The sequence below is a fragment of the Enterobacter sp. Ag1 genome (assembly GCA_000277545.1).
Taxonomy (GTDB): Bacteria; Pseudomonadota; Gammaproteobacteria; order Enterobacterales; family Enterobacteriaceae; genus Cedecea.
Genome location: AKXM01000060.1, coordinates 71,121 through 88,521 on the forward strand (window position 1 = coordinate 71,121; position 17,401 = coordinate 88,521).

Sequence of the window (17,401 nt, forward strand, 5' to 3'; positions counted from 1 at the left end):
ATGATGGAAAATTTTAAACACACTACGGTGCTGCTGGACGAGGCCGTGAACGGCCTGAATATTCGTCCCGACGGCATCTACATTGATGGCACTTTTGGTCGCGGTGGCCATTCACGCCTGATTCTGTCCCAGCTCGGTGAGCAAGGACGGCTGCTGGCGATCGACCGCGATCCGCAGGCGATTGCTGCGGCTACCGCTATCGATGACCCACGCTTCTCCATCATTCATGGCCCATTCTCTGCGCTTGCAGATTACGCACGTGAGCGCGAACTGGACGGCAAGATCGACGGCATTTTGCTGGATCTCGGCGTCTCTTCTCCTCAACTGGATGATGCGGAACGCGGTTTCTCGTTTATGCGTGATGGGCCGCTGGATATGCGTATGGACCCAACGCGAGGTCAATCCGCTGCCCAATGGTTGATGACGGCGGAAGAGGCCGATATTGCCTGGGTTATTAAAACCTTTGGTGAAGAACGTTTTGGTAAGCGCATTGCACGCGCCATCGTTGAGCGTAACCGGGAAGAGCCGATGACGCGTACCAAAGAGCTGGCGGCCGTCGTCTCTGCCGCTATGCCGGTTAAAGATAAGTTTAAGCACCCGGCTACCCGAACATTTCAGGCTATCCGGATCTGGATCAACAGCGAGCTGGATGAAATTGAAAAAGCGCTGAATGGCTCGCTGGAGGCGTTATCTCCCGGTGGCCGTTTATCGATCATCAGCTTCCATTCTCTGGAAGATCGCATTGTTAAACGCTTCATGCGTGAAAACAGCCGTGGGCCACAGGTCCCAGCCGGTTTACCGATGACGGAAGCACAGCTGAATAAGCTGGGTGGCCGCCAGTTGAAAGCGCTAGGTAAGCTGATGCCAGGGGAAGAAGAGGTGGCGGAAAATCCACGCGCCCGTAGTTCTGTTTTGCGGATTGCGGAGAGGACTAACGCATGATCAATCGGGTGACAGAAACCCTCAGCAGAGTGACGCAGCTCGGCAGCAACGAGCGTCATGCGCTGCCTGCCGTGATTGGTGGCGATCTTCTGCGCCATGGGAAACTGGCACTTTGCTTGTTCGTTGCCATTATTGTGACCGCGGTTTCCGTGGTCACGACGGCGCACCATACTCGTCTGCTCACTGCACAGCGCGAGCAGATGGTACTCGAACGTGATGCGCTGGATATTGAATGGCGCAACCTGATTCTTGAAGAAAATGCGCTCGGCGATCATAGCCGGGTAGAACGGATCGCGACGGAAAAGCTGCAGCTGCAGCATGTCGATCCTTCACAGGAAAACATCGTAGTTCAGCAATAAGGAACAGTGCGGCAGATGAGAGCAGCGGCAAAAACGCTTAAACCAAAACGTCAGGAAGAACAGGCCAACTTTGTGAGTTGGCGTTTTGCGTTGCTCTGCGGTTGCATTCTGTTGGCGCTGGCTTTCCTTCTGGGCCGTGTTGCCTGGCTGCAGATAATCAACCCGGACATGCTGGTACGTCAGGGTGACATGCGTTCATTGCGCGTGCAGGAAGTGTCTACTTCCCGAGGGATGATAAGCGATCGCGCGGGACGCCCTCTTGCGGTTAGCGTACCGGTAAATGCCGTCTGGGCCGACCCGAAAGAATTGCATGACGCTGGCGGAGTCACGCTGGACAACCGCTGGAAAGCGCTAGCCGATGCACTAAAAATGCCTCTCGACCAGCTTTCATCCCGCGTGAACAGCAACCCCAATGGGCGGTTTATTTATCTTGCGCGTCAGGTTAACCCGGATATTGGCGACTACATCAAAAAGCTTAAGCTTCCGGGAATTCACCTTCGCCAGGAATCTCGTCGCTACTACCCATCCGGCGAAGTGACTGCTCACCTCATCGGCTTTACCAACGTGGACAGCGAAGGGATCGAGGGGGTGGAAAAAAGCTTTGATAAATGGCTCACCGGTCAGCCTGGCGAGCGCATTGTGCGTAAAGACCGCTACGGGCGCGTTATCGAAGACATTTCCTCTACCGACAGCCAGGCGGCCCATAACCTGGCTTTGAGCATTGATGAGCGCCTACAGGCGCTGGTTTATCGTGAACTGAATAACGCCGTTGCCTTCAACAAAGCCGAATCGGGCAGTGCCGTTTTGGTTGATGTTAATACTGGTGAAGTTCTGGCGATGGCGAACAGCCCGTCCTACAACCCGAACAATCTAACCGGCACGGCAAAAGACGTAATGCGTAACCGCACCATCACCGACGTCTTCGAGCCGGGTTCCACCGTTAAGCCGATGGTGGTAATGACCGCGTTGCAGCGTGGTGTGGTGAATGAAAATAGCGTACTGAATACGATTCCGTACCGCATTAATGGTCATGAGATCAAAGATGTGGCGCGGTACAGCGAATTGACCCTTACCGGGGTATTACAGAAGTCGAGTAACGTCGGTGTTTCTAAGCTGGCGTTAGCGATGCCCTCCTCAGCGTTAGTAGATACTTACTCACGTTTTGGACTGGGAAAAGCGACCAATTTGGGGTTGGTCGGGGAACGCAGTGGCTTATATCCTCAAAAACAACGGTGGTCTGACATAGAGAGGGCCACCTTCTCTTTCGGCTATGGGCTAATGGTAACCCCGTTACAGTTAGCGCGAGTCTACGCAACGATTGGCAGCTACGGCATTTATCGCCCGCTGTCGATAACCAAAGTTGACCCGCCGGTTCCCGGCGAGCGTATCTTTGCTGAATCAACCGTCCGCACCGTGGTGCACATGATGGAAAGCGTGGCGCTTCCCGGCGGCGGCGGCGTGAAGGCGGCCATTAAGGGCTACCGTATTGCGATTAAAACCGGTACTGCGAAAAAAGTCGGGCCGGACGGTAAATACATAAACAAATACATTGCTTACACCGCAGGCGTTGCGCCAGCCAGCCAGCCGCGATTTGCGCTGGTGGTGGTTATCAATGACCCGCAGGGCGGTAAGTATTACGGCGGTGCCGTATCTGCACCTGTGTTCGGTGCCATCATGGGCGGCGTACTGCGCACCATGAACATCGAGCCGGATGCGCTGGCAACCGGTGAGAAAAGCGAATTTGTAATTAATCAGAAAGAGGCATCAGGTGGCAGATCGTAATTTGAGCGACCTTCTTGCTCCGTGGGTAGCCGGGCTACCTGCGAGAGCGCTGCGAGAGATGACACTCGACAGCCGCGTGGCGGCTGCGGGCGATCTTTTTGTGGCCGTGGTCGGTCATCAGGCGGACGGGCGTCGTTATATCCCGCAGGCGATAGCACAGGGTGTGGCTGCCGTGATCGCAGAAGCGGACGGTGAAGCGGCGGATGGCGAAGTTCGCGAGATGCACGGCGTACCGGTCATTTACCTGAGCCAGTTGCATCAGCGCTTGTCTGCATTGGCTGGCCGTTTCTATCATCAACCTTCTGAATCCTTACGTCTGGTTGGTGTCACCGGCACCAACGGCAAAACGACAACGACTCAACTGTTGGCGCAGTGGGCGCAGCTGCTGGGTGAAACCGGCGCAGTGATGGGGACCGTAGGCAATGGCCTGCTCGGGCAGGTTGTGCCGACAGAAAATACCACGGGTTCTGCGGTAGACGTGCAGCACGTGCTGGCGAGCCTGAAGGCTCAAGGTGCAACCTTTGGTGCCATGGAAGTTTCATCCCATGGTCTGGTTCAGCATCGCGTGGCGGCGCTGAAGTTTGCCGCGTCAGTGTTTACCAATTTAAGCCGCGATCACCTTGATTATCACGGTGATATGGCGAATTACGAAGCCGCTAAGTGGCTGTTGTTTTCCGAGCATGACTGCGGTCAGGCGATCATCAACGCCGATGACGAAGTGGGTCACCGCTGGTTGGCGCGCCTGCCGGATGCCGTGGCGGTCACGATGGAAAATAACCTTGAGCCGGGGGCGCATGGGCGCTGGCTGAAAGCGGATGAAGTGGTTTATCACGATGGTGGAGCGACGATTCACTTCAGTTCATCGTGGGGCAATGGCGAAATTGAAAGCCGCCTGATGGGCGCGTTTAACGTCAGTAATCTGCTGTTGGCTTTAGCCACGCTGCTGGCGCTGGGTTATCCGCTCGAAGCATTAATTGCCACAGGCCCGCGTCTACAACCTGTTTGTGGGCGAATGGAAGTGTTCAGCACTACCGGCAAACCTACCGTGGTAGTGGATTATGCCCACACGCCGGATGCGTTGGAAAAAGCGCTACAGGCAGCTCGTCTGCACTGTTCCGGCAAACTGTGGTGTGTATTCGGCTGTGGCGGCGATCGCGATAAAGGTAAGCGGCCAATTATGGGCGGTATTGCCGAACAATATGCCGATGTGGTGGTGGTGACCGATGACAACCCACGCACCGAAGAACCGAAGGCCATCGTCGACGATATCCTGACCGGTATGCTGGATGCAGGCCGTGCGCACGTTGTGCTGGGCCGCGCAGAGGCGGTGACTAACGCGATTATGCAGGCCAAAGAAAATGATGTGGTTCTGCTGGCGGGCAAAGGCCACGAGGACTATCAGATTGTTGGCAACCGTCGTCTGGATTACTCCGACCGCGTTACCGCAGCGCGCCTGCTGGGGGTTGTGGCATGATTCGCGTCTCCCTGAAGCAACTGGCATCCATTCTTAATGGGCAGCTACATGGCGCAGACACCGACATTATTGATGTCACAACGGATACCCGTAAGCTGACAGCTGGCTGTCTGTTTGTTGCGCTGAAAGGCGAGCGTTTTGATGCCCATGACTTTGCCGCCGATGCGGTGAAAGGCGGGGCAGGCGCATTATTGGTTAACCGTAAGCTGGATATTGATGTTCCCCAACTGGTTGTGGCCGATACCCGCCTTGCTTTTGGCGAACTAGGTGCGTGGGTTCGCCAGCAGGTGCCTACTCGCGTTGTGGCACTAACCGGCTCTTCCGGCAAAACCTCCGTGAAGGAAATGGCGGCATCTATTCTGCGCCAGTGCGGCAACACGCTTTATACAGCTGGCAACCTGAATAACGATATTGGCGTGCCGATGACGCTGCTGCGCCTGACGCCGGAATACGATTATGCCGTTATTGAGCTGGGTGCAAACCACCAGGGGGAAATCGCCTGGACCGTAGGGTTAACCCGCCCGGAAGCGGCTCTGGTAAACAACCTGGCGGCTGCGCATCTTGAAGGGTTTGGTTCCCTGGTGGGCGTGGCAAAAGCCAAAGGCGAGATCTTTACCGGCCTCGCGGCAAACGGTACGGCGATCCTTAACGCAGATAACAACGACTGGCTGAACTGGCAGGCGATCATTGGCGATCGTAAAACCTGGCGCTTCTCACCGAACGCTGCCGGAAGCGATTTCACCGCAACGAATATCCATATCACCTCCCACGGTACCGAATTTACTCTGCATACGCCGCAGGGCGATGTTGATGTCATTCTGCCTTTGCCGGGTCGCCACAATATTGCTAACTCGCTGGCGGCTACCGCATTAGCGATGTCCGTTGGCGCGACGCTCGAATCCGTAAAAGCGGGGCTTGCTGAGCTTAAAGCCGTGCCGGGCCGCCTGTTCCCTATCCAGCTTGCAGAGAATCAACTGCTTCTGGACGACAGCTACAACGCTAACGTGGGTTCAATGACCGCGGCGGCACAGGTTCTGTCAGAAATGCCGGGTTATCGTGTGATGGTAGTTGGCGATATGGGCGAGCTGGGTGAGGAAGCCGAAGCTTGCCATCGTCAGGTTGGCGAAGCGGCAAAAGCCGCAGGTATTGACCGTGTTTTGAGCGTTGGCGTGTTAAGCAAAACGCTGAGTGACGCATCAGAAGTTGGTGAACATTTTGCCGATAAACAGGCCGTGGTGGCGCGTTTGAAAGCGCTTATCGCGGAACATTCAATTTTAACCATTTTGGTGAAAGGTTCACGTAGTGCGGCCATGGAAGAGGTGGTTCGCGCATTACAGGAGAAACAAGCATGCTAGTTTGGCTGGCCGAACATTTGGTCAAATATTATTCCGGCTTTAACGTCTTTTCCTATCTGACGTTTCGCGCCATCGTCAGCCTGCTGACCGCTCTGTTTATCTCCCTGTGGATGGGACCGCGGATGATCGCGCGTTTACAGCAACTCTCCTTCGGGCAGGTTGTACGTAACGATGGTCCAGAGTCGCACTTTAGCAAGAAAGGGACGCCAACCATGGGCGGGATCATGATCCTGACCGCCATTGTGGTGTCCGTGCTGATGTGGGCTTATCCCTCGAACCCTTACGTCTGGTGCGTGCTGTTCGTACTGATCGGCTTCGGGATTGTTGGCTTTGTCGATGACTACCGCAAAGTGGTTCGTAAGGATACCAAAGGTCTGATTGCTCGCTGGAAATACTTATGGATGTCGGTGATTGCACTGGTCGTTGCTTTCACAATGTATGCAGCCGGGAAAGGGACGCCAGCAACTGAACTTGTTGTGCCGTTCTTCAAAGACGTGATGCCGCAGCTTGGTTTGTTCTATGTACTGCTGGCGTATTTTGTAATTGTTGGTACCGGTAATGCGGTAAACCTGACGGATGGTCTTGATGGCCTGGCGATTATGCCTACCGTGTTTGTCGCTGCAGGTTTTGCGCTGGTGGCATGGGCTACGGGGAACATGAATTTTGCGGGCTACCTGCACATTCCTTACCTGCGCCATGCGGGTGAACTAGTTATCGTCTGTACGGCGATTGTCGGCGCAGGCCTGGGCTTCCTGTGGTTCAACACATACCCGGCTCAGGTCTTCATGGGCGATGTAGGCTCGTTGGCTCTTGGCGGGGCGCTGGGGACTATCGCGGTACTGCTGCGTCAGGAGTTCCTGCTGGTGATTATGGGTGGCGTGTTCGTCGTTGAAACGCTTTCGGTGATCCTGCAGGTGGGCTCGTTCAAGCTCAGAGGGCAGCGTATCTTCCGTATGGCGCCCATTCACCATCACTATGAATTGAAAGGCTGGCCGGAGCCACGCGTGATTGTGCGCTTCTGGATTATTTCGCTGATGCTGGTGCTTATTGGCCTGGCTACGCTGAAGGTTCGCTAAATATGGCAGATTACCAGGGTAAAAATGTTGTCATCATTGGACTGGGCCTGACGGGCCTGTCCTGCGTGGATTTCTTTATTGCGCGCGGCATTACGCCACGCGTAATGGATTCCCGTATCTCCCCTCCTGGTCTTGATAAGCTGCCTGAGAACGTTGATCGTCATACCGGTTCGCTGAATGAGGACTGGTTGCTGGCGGCGGATTTGATTATTGCCAGCCCTGGCGTGGCGCTGGCAACTCCAGCCTTGAGTGCGGCGGTGGATGCCGGGGTCGAGGTCATTGGTGATATAGAGCTGTTTTGCCGAGAGGCCCAGGCGCCGATTGTCGCGATTACCGGCTCCAACGGTAAAAGTACCGTCACCACCCTGGTGGGAGAGATGGCGAAAGCCGCGGGGGTGAACGTGGGCGTTGGCGGAAATATTGGTCTGCCGGCGTTGATGCTGCTGGACAAAGGCTGTGAGCTTTATGTTCTTGAGCTATCAAGCTTCCAGTTGGAAACCACCCATAGCCTGAAGGCTGCGGCGGCGACCGTTCTGAACGTGACGGAAGATCATATGGATCGCTATCCGTTCGGGATGCAGCAATATCGTGCGGCAAAACTGAGCATCTATGAAAATGCCAAAGTTTGCGTGGTCAACGCAGATGACGCATTAACGATGCCGGTACGCGGCGCGGACGAGCGCTGTATCAGCTTCGGTGTGGACGTCGGCGATTATCATCTTAATCGTCAGCAGGGTGACACCTGGCTGCGGGTGAAAGGGGAGAAAATCCTCAACACCAAAGAAATGAAACTGGTTGGGCAGCATAACTACACTAACGCGCTGGCAGCGCTGGCGCTGGCGGATGCGGTGAATCTGCCTCGTTCCAGCAGCCTGAAAGCGTTGACCACCTATACTGGCCTGGCTCATCGCTTCCAACTGGCCTGGGAACGGAATGGCGTTCGCTGGATTAATGACTCTAAAGCCACCAACGTCGGCAGTACTGAAGCCGCGTTAAACGGTCTGCACGTTGAAGGAACTCTGCATCTTTTGTTAGGCGGAGACGGCAAGTCTGCCGACTTCTCACCTTTAGCTCGCTACCTGCAGGGTGATCGCGTACGCCTTTACTGCTTTGGCCGTGACGGTGCTGAACTGGCTGAGTTACGCCCGGATATTGCCGAGCGTACAGAAACCATGGAGCAGGCGATGAAGCTTGCCACGGCACGTGTAGAATCTGGCGATATGGTGCTGCTCTCTCCAGCCTGCGCGAGTCTCGATCAGTTTAAAAACTTTGAACAACGCGGCGACATGTTTACTCAATTAGCGAAGGAGCTAGGCTGATGCGTTTATCTCTCCCTCGCCTTCGCGTCCCCAGTATTCCAGGGTTTGGTATCCTGGCCTGGGTCGCTTCGGCGTTAAAAGGGTGGGTAATGGGCTCCCGTGAGGCCGACGCCAACAGCATGGTGCTGTATGACCGCACGCTGCTTTGGTTGACCTTAGGCCTTGCTGCGATCGGTTTTATTATGGTGACCTCGGCGTCGATGCCGGTAGGCCAGCGCCTGGCAAACGATCCATTCCTGTTTGCCAAACGCGACGGGCTCTACATCATCGTCGCGTTTGTGCTGGCGATGGTGACGCTGCGCTTGCCGATGGATTTCTGGCAGCGTCACAGCACGGCCATGCTGCTGGCTTCGATCGTGATGCTGCTGATTGTACTGGTCGTCGGTAGCTCGGTTAATGGGGCATCGCGCTGGATTGCTTTCGGCCCGCTGCGTATTCAGCCCGCAGAGTTTTCCAAGCTGTCACTGTTCTGTTATCTCGCCAACTACCTTGTGCGCAAGGTGGATGAAGTTCGAAATAACCTGCGCGGCTTCCTGAAGCCAATGGGCGTGATTCTGGTGATGGCCGTTCTGCTGCTAGCCCAGCCTGACCTTGGTACCGTAGTTGTGCTGTTTGTCACTACGCTGGCGATGTTGTTCCTCGCAGGAGCAAAGCTGTGGCAGTTTATCGCGATCATCGGGATGGGGATCTCGGCAGTTATCCTGCTGATCCTCGCCGAACCTTACCGTATTCGCCGCGTAACGTCGTTCTGGAACCCGTGGGAAGATCCATTCGGCAGCGGCTACCAGTTAACGCAATCACTGATGGCTTTTGGGCGCGGTGAATTGTGGGGACAAGGGCTTGGGAACTCGGTTCAGAAGCTGGAATATCTGCCTGAAGCGCACACTGACTTTATCTTCTCTATCATCGGCGAGGAGCTGGGATATATCGGTGTGGTGCTTGCACTTTTGATGGTATTCTTCGTCGCTTTTCGCGCGATGTCCATCGGCAAGCGCGCGCTGGAATTGGATCAGCGTTTCTCCGGTTTCCTGGCGTGTTCTATCGGGATCTGGTTTAGCTTCCAGGCGCTGGTTAACGTTGGCGCTGCGGCGGGGATGTTGCCCACGAAAGGCCTGACGCTGCCGCTTATCAGTTACGGCGGTTCCAGCCTGTTGATTATGTCCACGGCAATCATGCTGTTGTTGAGAATAGATTATGAAACGCGTCTGGCTAAGGCTCAGGCGTTTACACGGAGTGCCAAATGACGGGCAAAGCGAAGCGATTGATGGTGATGGCGGGTGGTACAGGTGGGCATGTTTTCCCAGGCCTGGCCGTTGCCCATCACCTTCGGGCGGAAGGATGGGATATTCGCTGGCTTGGTACTGCGGACCGTATGGAAGCCGATCTGGTGCCGAAAAACGGGATTGAGATCGATTTTATTCGCATTTCTGGCCTGCGCGGCAAAGGCGTAAAGGCCTTGTTGATGGCTCCTGTACGTATTTTTAACGCGTGGCGCCAGGCTCGCGCCATCATGAAAGCTTGGAAGCCGGATGTTGTGCTGGGCATGGGCGGGTATGTTTCCGGACCCGGTGGTCTGGCTGCCTGGTCTCTTGGCATTCCGGTTGTCTTGCATGAACAGAACGGCATTGCCGGTCTGACGAATAAATGGTTGGCAAAGATCGCCACCAAGGTAATGCAGGCCTTTCCCGGTGCATTCCCTGAAGCGGACGTTGTTGGCAATCCGGTGCGGACAGATGTGCTTGCTTTACCGCTGCCGCAAGAGCGTTTTGCCGGAAGAGAAGGTCCGGTTCGCGTGCTGGTTGTCGGCGGTTCTCAGGGCGCTCGAGTGTTGAACCAAACCATGCCGCAGGTCGCGGGGCGTTTAGGTGAATCCGTGACTGTCTGGCACCAAACCGGAAAGGGTGGTCAGGCGGTTGTGCAGCAGGCTTACGCTGAAGCAGGGCAGCCTCAGCACAAGGTCACCGAGTTTATTGATGATATGGCAGCAGCCTACGAATGGGCTGATGTTGTGGTTTGTCGCTCCGGGGCGTTAACCGTGAGTGAAATCGCGGCTGCAGGGTTACCAGCCTTGTTCGTTCCTTTCCAGCACAAAGATCGGCAGCAGTACTGGAATGCGCTGCCGCTGGAAAAAGCGGGCGCCGCGAAAATACTGGAGCAACCGCAGTTTACCGTGGATGCCGTTACCCGTACCCTGGCCGGATGGGACAGAGCAACGCTGCTGGCAATGGCCGAGCGAGCGCGCGCTGCCTCCATTCCTGATGCAACTGAACGTGTAGCAAACGAAGTCAGCGCCGCAGCGCGCGCGTAATACTTGTGGGTGGCAAATTGTCGCCCGTAAATTTGATGTAATGGCGGCATGCCGCTTGCAGGTTTAGAGAATGAATACACAACAACTGGCGAAACTGCGTTCAATTGTGCCTGAGATGCGTCGCGTCCGGCACATTCACTTTGTTGGCATCGGCGGCGCCGGTATGGGCGGTATTGCTGAAGTATTGGCTAACGAAGGTTACCAGATCAGCGGTTCCGATTTGGCGCCGAACCCGGTCACGCAGCAGTTGTCGGCACTGGGTGCCACGATTTATTTCAACCATCGCCCTGAAAATGTGCGCGAGGCAAGCGTGGTTGTTGTTTCTACGGCAATTTCTGCGGATAACCCGGAAATTGTTGCTGCCCACGAAGCGCGTATTCCGGTCATCCGTCGTGCTGAAATGCTGGCTGAACTGATGCGTTTCCGTCACGGCATTGCGATTGCGGGGACGCATGGCAAAACCACGACAACGGCGATGGTATCGAGCATTTATGCCGAAGCGGGCCTGGATCCAACGTTTGTAAATGGTGGTCTGGTGAAAGCCGCAGGTGTCCATGCCCGCCTGGGCAACAGTCGCTACCTGATTGCAGAGGCTGACGAAAGCGATGCTTCGTTCCTGCACCTGCAACCGATGGTCTCTATTGTGACCAATATCGAAGCCGATCATATGGATACTTACCAGGGCGACTTCGAAAATTTAAAGCAGACGTTTATTAATTTCCTGCACAACTTGCCGTTTTATGGACGTGCGGTGATGTGCGTAGACGATCCGGTGATTCGTGAGCTTCTGCCGCGCGTGGGTCGTCAAATCACCACATATGGCTTTAGCGACGACGCGGATGTGCGCGTTGAAAATTATCAGCAAAAGGGCGCTCAGGGCTTTTTCACCATTGTGCGTCAGGACAAGCCTGAGATGCATGTGGTGCTGAATGCGCCAGGCCGCCATAACGCGCTGAATGCGGCTGCCGCGGTTGCCGTCGCGACGGAAGAGGGCATCGAAGACGACGCTATTTTGCGTGCGCTCGAAAGCTTCCAGGGGACGGGGCGCCGTTTCGATTTCCTGGGCGAATATCCGCTGGCACCGGTAAACGGCAAAGCGGGCACCGCTATGCTGGTGGACGACTATGGCCACCACCCGACGGAAGTGGATGCCACCATTAAGGCGGCGCGCGCAGGCTGGCCGGATAAAAATCTGGTGATGATTTTCCAGCCGCACCGCTATACGCGTACGCGTGATTTGTATGATGACTTTGCTGGGGTGCTGTCCCAGGTTGACTCCCTGGTGATGCTGGAAGTTTATCCTGCAGGTGAAGCACCCATTCCTGGTGCGGATAGCCGTTCTTTATGCCGCACCATTCGCGGCCGTGGCAAAGTTGACCCTATTTTAGTTTCCGATCATGCGGAAGTGGCGGAAATTTTAGCTCCTGTGTTGACGGGAAATGATTTGATCCTCGTTCAAGGTGCCGGGAATATCGGCAAAATCGCCCGAAACCTGGCTGAAATCAAATTGCAGCCTCAAACTAAAGAGGAAGGGCGTCATGGCTGATAAGATCGCCGTTCTTCTGGGAGGAACCTCTGCTGAGCGCGAGGTCTCTCTGCAATCCGGCAGCGCGGTGCTGGCGGGATTAAAAGAAGCGGGTATTGATGCACATGCTTTTGATCCACAAAGCGAGTCTGTACTTGAGCTGAAGGCTCAGGGGTTTGACAAGGTTTTTATCGCGCTGCACGGTCGCGGTGGTGAAGACGGGACTTTGCAAGGGCTGTTGGAGTTCCTTCAACTGCCTTATACCGGTAGCGGCGTTATGGCTTCGGCGATAACGATGGATAAGCTGCGCAGCAAACTGCTGTGGCAGGGGGCAGGTTTACCCGTTGCACCATGGGTTGCCGTCAACCGTCAGGATTTTGCAGCAGGCCTGAGCGCAGCGCTGGTTGAGCGTGTTACTGCATTAGGTTTACCGGTTATCGTCAAGCCGAGCCGTGAAGGTTCCAGCGTAGGTATGTCTAAGGTGGACAGCGTAGATGTGCTGCCAGCCGCGCTTGAGCTGGCCTTCGAGCATGACGAAGAAGTGCTGATTGAAAAATGGTTGAGTGGCCCGGAGTATACGGTTGCGATTTTAGGCGAGGAAATTTTACCGTCTATTCGGATCCAACCTGCTGGAACCTTCTATGATTATGAAGCGAAGTATCTCTCTGATGAAACTCAATATTTCTGCCCCGGTGGATTAATTGAACAAAGAGAGCAGGAATTGCAGGCATTAGTTCTGCAGGCCTGGCAGATTCTCGGCTGTAGCGGCTGGGGCCGGGTCGATGTGATGTTGGATAGCGATGGTCAGTTTTACCTGTTAGAAGTGAACACTTCTCCGGGGATGACCAGCCACAGCCTGGTGCCGATGGCGGCTCGCCAGGCGGGAATGAGCTTCTCACAATTGGTTGTACGTATTTTGGAACTGGCGGACTGATATGTCGCAGGCTGCACTGAATGCGCGTAATCGTGCCGAGGAAAATGCCAGCGCTCGGCGCAGCAACGGCTCCCGTCTCGCAGGGATGATTTTCCTGGGCGCGGTATTGTTGAGCGTGTTTATCGGCGGTTGGATTGTGGTGGGCTGGATGGAAGATGCCCAGCGTTTACCACTCTCCAGGCTGGTGGTAACCGGGGAGCGGCACTACACACGTAATGATGATATACGCCAGTCTATTCTGGCCCTGGGGCCTCCGGGTACTTTTATGACCCAGGATGTGAATATCATCCAACAGCAGATAGAACGGTTGCCCTGGATCAAGCAGGCAAGCGTTAGAAAGCAGTGGCCGGACGAATTGAAGATTCATCTGGTTGAATATGTGCCGATAGCACGTTGGAATGACCAGCATATGGTTGACGCAGAGGGAAATTCCTTCAGCGTACCAGCAGAACGCACCAGCAAGCAGACTTTGCCGATGCTTTCCGGCCCGGAAGGCAGCGAAAACGAAGTTCTGCAAGGTTACCGTGACATGGGCGTGGTGCTGGCAAAGGATAAATTTACGTTGAAACAAGCGGCTATGACCGCTCGTCGCTCCTGGCAGTTGACGCTGAATAACGGAATTAAGCTCAACCTTGGTCGGGGCGACACGATGAAACGTCTGGATCGTTTTGTAGAACTGTACCCGGTTCTGCAGCAGCAGGCGCAGGCTGATAACAAACGGATCAGTTATGTCGACCTGCGATACGATTCAGGCGCCGCGGTAGGTTGGGAGGCACTTCCTCCTCCGGTACCTAATCCGAATCAGCAACAGAATCAGGCACAGGCAGAACAACGATGATCAAGGCGACGGACAGAAAACTGGTAGTTGGACTGGAGATTGGCACCGCGAAGGTTGCCGCTTTAGTAGGGGAAGTTCTGCCCGACGGTATGGTCAATATTATTGGCGTGGGCAGCTGCCCTTCGCGTGGTATGGACAAAGGCGGAGTAAACGACCTTGAGTCGGTGGTTAAATGCGTTCAACGGGCGATTGACCAGGCTGAATTGATGGCAGACTGCCAGATATCTTCAGTTTACCTGGCGCTGTCCGGCAAGCATATCAGCTGCCAAAACGAGATAGGCATGGTGCCGATTTCGGAAGAGGAAGTGACGCAAGAAGATGTTGAAAATGTGGTGCATACGGCAAAATCAGTGCGTGTTCGCGATGAACACCGCGTTCTGCATGTGATTCCGCAGGAATACGCTATTGATTACCAGGAAGGGATCAAAAATCCGGTAGGCCTGTCCGGCGTCCGTATGCAGGCGAAAGTGCATCTGATCACCTGCCATAACGATATGGCAAAAAACATCGTTAAAGCGGTTGAACGTTGTGGTTTGAAAGTTGACCAATTAATTTTCGCCGGTCTGGCCGCAAGCTACGCGGTACTGACCGAAGATGAACGCGAGCTGGGTGTCTGTGTTGTGGACATCGGCGGTGGTACCATGGATATGGCGGTGTATACCGGCGGTGCGCTGCGTCACACCAAAGTTATCCCTTATGCAGGGAACGTGGTTACCAGCGATATCGCCTATGCGTTCGGAACGCCACCGAGCGATGCTGAGGCGATTAAAGTTCGCCATGGTTGTGCCCTGGGATCTATCGTCGGCAAAGACGAGAATGTTGAGGTTCCGAGCGTGGGTGGACGCCCACCACGCAGTCTTCAGCGTCAGACGCTGGCTGAAGTGATTGAGCCTCGTTACACCGAGCTGCTCAACCTGGTCAATGAAGAGATTTTGCAGTTACAGGAACAGCTTCGCCAGCAGGGTGTGAAACATCATCTGGCGGCGGGGATTGTGTTAACCGGCGGCGCGGCACAAATTGAAGGCCTGGCAGCCTGTGCTCAGCGTGTGTTCCATACGCAGGTGCGTATCGGTCAGCCGTTGAATATTACTGGCCTTACTGATTATGCCCAGGAGTCGTATTACTCGACCGCAGTAGGGTTGCTGCACTACGGGAAAGAGTCACATCTCAGTGGTGAAGCAGAAGTGGAAAAAAGGACCTCTGTTGGCTCATGGTTTAAGCGACTGAACAGCTGGCTGAGAAAAGAATTTTAATTTTTATAAGAGACCGGAGACAATTAGCGGTCTCAGGCGACAGGCACAAAACGGAGAGAAACTATGTTTGAACCTATGGAACTGACCAACGACGCGGTGATTAAAGTCATCGGCGTCGGTGGCGGCGGCGGTAACGCCGTTGAACACATGGTGCGTGAACGCATCGAAGGCGTTGAATTCTTTGCGGTGAACACTGACGCTCAGGCACTGCGTAAAACCGCTGTCGGCCAGACGATCCAGATCGGTAATGGGATCACTAAAGGTCTGGGCGCAGGCGCAAATCCAGAAGTGGGTCGTAACGCTGCGGAAGAAGACCGCGAAGCTTTACGCGCTGCGCTGGACGGGGCAGACATGGTGTTCATCGCTGCTGGTATGGGCGGTGGTACCGGTACGGGTGCTGCTCCTGTTGTTGCCGAAGTAGCTAAAGATTTGGGTATCCTGACCGTTGCCGTCGTGACTAAGCCTTTCAACTTTGAAGGCAAGAAGCGTATGGCTTTCGCGGAGCAGGGTATCGCCGAGCTGTCTAAGCACGTTGACTCCTTGATCACCATCCCGAATGACAAGCTGCTGAAAGTGCTGGGACGCGGCATTTCTCTGCTTGACGCATTTGGTGCGGCAAACGACGTACTGAAAGGCGCCGTGCAGGGTATTGCCGAGCTGATTACTCGTCCGGGCCTGATGAACGTTGACTTCGCGGACGTGCGTACGGTTATGTCCGAAATGGGCTATGCCATGATGGGCTCTGGCGTTGCCAGCGGCGAAGACCGTGCTGAAGAAGCGGCAGAAATGGCTATCTCCAGCCCGCTGCTGGAAGATATCGACCTGTCTGGCGCTCGTGGCGTGTTGGTTAACATCACCGCTGGCTTCGACCTGCGTCTGGATGAGTTCGAAACCGTGGGTAACACCATTCGTGCGTTCGCATCTGACAACGCAACTGTGGTTATCGGTACTTCTCTGGATCCAGAGATGAACGACGAACTGCGCGTAACTGTTGTTGCTACTGGGATCGGCATGGACAAACGTCCTGAGATTACCCTGGTGACTAACAAGCAGGTACAGCAGCCAGTGATGGATCGCTACCAGCAGCACGGTATGGCTCCGCTGACGCAAGAGCAAAAGCCGGCCGCTAAAGTGGTGAACGACAACACACCGCAGACGGCGAAAGAGCCTGATTATCTGGATATTCCAGCGTTCCTGCGTAAGCAAGCTGATTAAGAATAAACCGGAAGTTGGGAATATTCGCTCTTTGTGCTAAACTGGCCTGCCGTTAGTGATATACACTCTCGGCTAGCTTAGTAATTTGGCGGGATTATACGATGATCAAACAAAGGACACTTAAACGTATCGTTCAGGCGACTGGCGTCGGTTTACATACCGGCAAGAAAGTCACACTGACGCTGCGCCCTGCGCCGGCAAATACCGGGGTCATCTATCGTCGCACCGACTTGAATCCTCCGGTAGATTTTCCGGCTGATGCCAAATCCGTGCGGGATACCATGCTCTGTACTTGTCTGGTCAATGAGCATGATGTACGGATTTCTACCGTAGAGCACCTCAACGCTGCCCTGGCAGGGCTGGGTATCGACAACATTATTGTTGAAGTCGATGCGCCAGAAATCCCTATTATGGACGGCAGTGCGGCGCCGTTTGTCTATCTGCTGCTTGATGCAGGGATTGACGAACTGAACTCGGCCAAGAAATTTATACGTCTGAAAGAGACGGTTCGCGTGAAAGATGGCGATAAATGGGCTGAAATGTCACCGTTTAATGGTTTCTCGTTGGACTTTACCATCGACTTCAACCATCCGGCGATTGATGCAAGCACCCAGCGCTACACCATGAACTTCTCTGCTGAAGCATTTATGCGTCAGATTAGCCGTGCGCGTACCTTCGGTTTTATGCGTGATATCGAATATCTGCAGTCCCGCGGCCTGTGCCTGGGCGGCAGCTTCGATTGTGCCATCGTTGTTGACGATTATCGCGTATTGAACGAAGACGGCCTGCGTTTTGAAGATGAATTCGTTCGTCACAAAATGCTGGATGCTATCGGCGATCTGTTCATGTGTGGCCACAACATTATCGGCGCGTTTACCGCCTATAAGTCTGGTCATGCCCTGAACAACAAACTGCTGCAGGCTGTTTTGGCTAAACAGGAAGCCTGGGAATGGGCGACCTTCGAAGACGAAGCCGAACTTCCGTTGGCGTTTAAAGCACCTAAACTGGTGCTGGCGTAACG

15 protein-coding genes are annotated in these 17,401 nt (G+C 54.7%); all 15 read left to right on the plus strand.

Features of this window, described 5'->3' with window-relative positions:
- The 15 genes from rsmH to lpxC all read left to right on the plus strand — a co-directional run bounded on the left by rsmH (window position 1) and on the right by lpxC (window position 17,399).
- Window positions 1-942, plus strand: a complete 942-nt coding sequence (gene rsmH, locus A936_RS22125) for a 16S rRNA (cytosine(1402)-N(4))-methyltransferase RsmH (protein ID WP_008461775.1) — start codon at window positions 1-3, stop codon at window positions 940-942.
- Entirely contained in the window at window positions 939-1,301 is a 363-nt protein-coding gene (gene ftsL / locus A936_RS22130) for a cell division protein FtsL (RefSeq protein ID WP_008461776.1), read from the plus strand. The genes rsmH and ftsL overlap by 4 nt, the downstream gene beginning before the upstream one ends.
- Before the next feature lie 15 nt (window positions 1,302-1,316).
- Window positions 1,317-3,083 carry a peptidoglycan DD-transpeptidase PBP3 gene (gene ftsI / locus A936_RS22135; protein ID WP_008461778.1) on the plus strand — a complete coding sequence of 589 codons (1,767 nt, stop codon included), beginning with the start codon at window positions 1,317-1,319 and terminating at the stop codon, window positions 3,081-3,083.
- On the plus strand, window positions 3,070-4,557 hold the full coding sequence (gene murE / locus A936_RS22140; protein WP_008461780.1) for a UDP-N-acetylmuramoyl-L-alanyl-D-glutamate--2,6-diaminopimelate ligase: 1,488 nt from the start codon (window positions 3,070-3,072) through the stop codon (window positions 4,555-4,557). Before ftsI ends, murE begins: the two co-directional genes overlap by 14 nt.
- Complete coding sequence (gene murF / locus A936_RS22145; RefSeq protein ID WP_008461783.1) at window positions 4,554-5,912, plus strand: UDP-N-acetylmuramoyl-tripeptide--D-alanyl-D-alanine ligase; 1,359 nt, start codon at window positions 4,554-4,556, stop codon at window positions 5,910-5,912. Before murE ends, murF begins: the two co-directional genes overlap by 4 nt.
- Window positions 5,906-6,988: a phospho-N-acetylmuramoyl-pentapeptide-transferase gene (gene mraY, locus A936_RS22150; protein ID WP_008461785.1), complete on the plus strand. Its 1,083-nt coding sequence runs from the start codon at window positions 5,906-5,908 to the stop codon at window positions 6,986-6,988. The genes murF and mraY overlap by 7 nt, the downstream gene beginning before the upstream one ends.
- 2 nt (window positions 6,989-6,990) lie before the next feature.
- A complete protein-coding gene (gene murD / locus A936_RS22155) occupies window positions 6,991-8,307 on the plus strand; it encodes a UDP-N-acetylmuramoyl-L-alanine--D-glutamate ligase (protein WP_008461787.1) in 1,317 nt (438 codons plus the stop codon).
- The gene (gene ftsW, locus A936_RS22160) at window positions 8,307-9,551 is read left to right on the plus strand and encodes a cell division protein FtsW (protein WP_008461789.1); all 1,245 of its coding nucleotides are present in this window, start codon (window positions 8,307-8,309) and stop codon (window positions 9,549-9,551) included. The genes murD and ftsW overlap by 1 nt, the downstream gene beginning before the upstream one ends.
- Window positions 9,548-10,615 (plus strand): undecaprenyldiphospho-muramoylpentapeptide beta-N-acetylglucosaminyltransferase, encoded by a 1,068-nt coding sequence (murG, locus tag A936_RS22165; RefSeq protein WP_008461791.1) that lies wholly within the window; start codon window positions 9,548-9,550, stop codon window positions 10,613-10,615. The genes ftsW and murG overlap by 4 nt, the downstream gene beginning before the upstream one ends.
- Before the next feature lie 70 nt (window positions 10,616-10,685).
- Complete coding sequence (murC, locus tag A936_RS22170) at window positions 10,686-12,161, plus strand: UDP-N-acetylmuramate--L-alanine ligase (RefSeq protein WP_008461793.1); 1,476 nt, start codon at window positions 10,686-10,688, stop codon at window positions 12,159-12,161.
- Window positions 12,154-13,074 (plus strand): D-alanine--D-alanine ligase, encoded by a 921-nt coding sequence (locus A936_RS22175; RefSeq protein ID WP_008461794.1) that lies wholly within the window; start codon window positions 12,154-12,156, stop codon window positions 13,072-13,074. Before murC ends, A936_RS22175 begins: the two co-directional genes overlap by 8 nt.
- 1 nt (window position 13,075) lies before the next feature.
- Window positions 13,076-13,912, plus strand: coding sequence for a cell division protein FtsQ (gene ftsQ / locus A936_RS22180; protein ID WP_008461795.1), 837 nt, complete (start codon window positions 13,076-13,078; stop codon window positions 13,910-13,912).
- The gene (gene ftsA, locus A936_RS22185; RefSeq protein WP_008461798.1) at window positions 13,909-15,165 is read left to right on the plus strand and encodes a cell division protein FtsA; all 1,257 of its coding nucleotides are present in this window, start codon (window positions 13,909-13,911) and stop codon (window positions 15,163-15,165) included. The genes ftsQ and ftsA overlap by 4 nt, the downstream gene beginning before the upstream one ends.
- Before the next feature lie 63 nt (window positions 15,166-15,228).
- A complete protein-coding gene (gene ftsZ / locus A936_RS22190) occupies window positions 15,229-16,380 on the plus strand; it encodes a cell division protein FtsZ (RefSeq protein WP_008461800.1) in 1,152 nt (383 codons plus the stop codon).
- A gap of 101 nt (window positions 16,381-16,481) precedes the next feature.
- On the plus strand, window positions 16,482-17,399 hold the full coding sequence (gene lpxC, locus A936_RS22195) for a UDP-3-O-acyl-N-acetylglucosamine deacetylase (protein ID WP_008461803.1): 918 nt from the start codon (window positions 16,482-16,484) through the stop codon (window positions 17,397-17,399).
- The last annotated feature ends 2 nt before the right edge of the window (window positions 17,400-17,401 follow it).

Bases quoted from the DNA above. Each gene is read 5' to 3' on its own strand.
- rsmH (WP_008461775.1), top strand. From the start codon at position 1: ATGATGGAAAATTTTAAACACACTACGGTGCTGCTGGACGAGGCCGTG.
- ftsL (WP_008461776.1), top strand. From the start codon at position 939: ATGATCAATCGGGTGACAGAAACCCTCAGCAGAGTGACGCAGCTCGGC.
- ftsI (WP_008461778.1), top strand. From the start codon at position 1,317: ATGAGAGCAGCGGCAAAAACGCTTAAACCAAAACGTCAGGAAGAACAG.
- murF (WP_008461783.1), top strand. From the start codon at position 4,554: ATGATTCGCGTCTCCCTGAAGCAACTGGCATCCATTCTTAATGGGCAG.
- mraY (WP_008461785.1), top strand. From the start codon at position 5,906: ATGCTAGTTTGGCTGGCCGAACATTTGGTCAAATATTATTCCGGCTTT.
- murD (WP_008461787.1), top strand. From the start codon at position 6,991: ATGGCAGATTACCAGGGTAAAAATGTTGTCATCATTGGACTGGGCCTG.
- ftsW (WP_008461789.1), top strand. From the start codon at position 8,307: ATGCGTTTATCTCTCCCTCGCCTTCGCGTCCCCAGTATTCCAGGGTTT.
- murG (WP_008461791.1), top strand. From the start codon at position 9,548: ATGACGGGCAAAGCGAAGCGATTGATGGTGATGGCGGGTGGTACAGGT.
- murC (WP_008461793.1), top strand. From the start codon at position 10,686: ATGAATACACAACAACTGGCGAAACTGCGTTCAATTGTGCCTGAGATG.
- A936_RS22175 (WP_008461794.1), top strand. From the start codon at position 12,154: ATGGCTGATAAGATCGCCGTTCTTCTGGGAGGAACCTCTGCTGAGCGC.
- ftsQ (WP_008461795.1), top strand. From the start codon at position 13,076: ATGTCGCAGGCTGCACTGAATGCGCGTAATCGTGCCGAGGAAAATGCC.
- ftsA (WP_008461798.1), top strand. From the start codon at position 13,909: ATGATCAAGGCGACGGACAGAAAACTGGTAGTTGGACTGGAGATTGGC.
- ftsZ (WP_008461800.1), top strand. From the start codon at position 15,229: ATGTTTGAACCTATGGAACTGACCAACGACGCGGTGATTAAAGTCATC.
- lpxC (WP_008461803.1), top strand. From the start codon at position 16,482: ATGATCAAACAAAGGACACTTAAACGTATCGTTCAGGCGACTGGCGTC.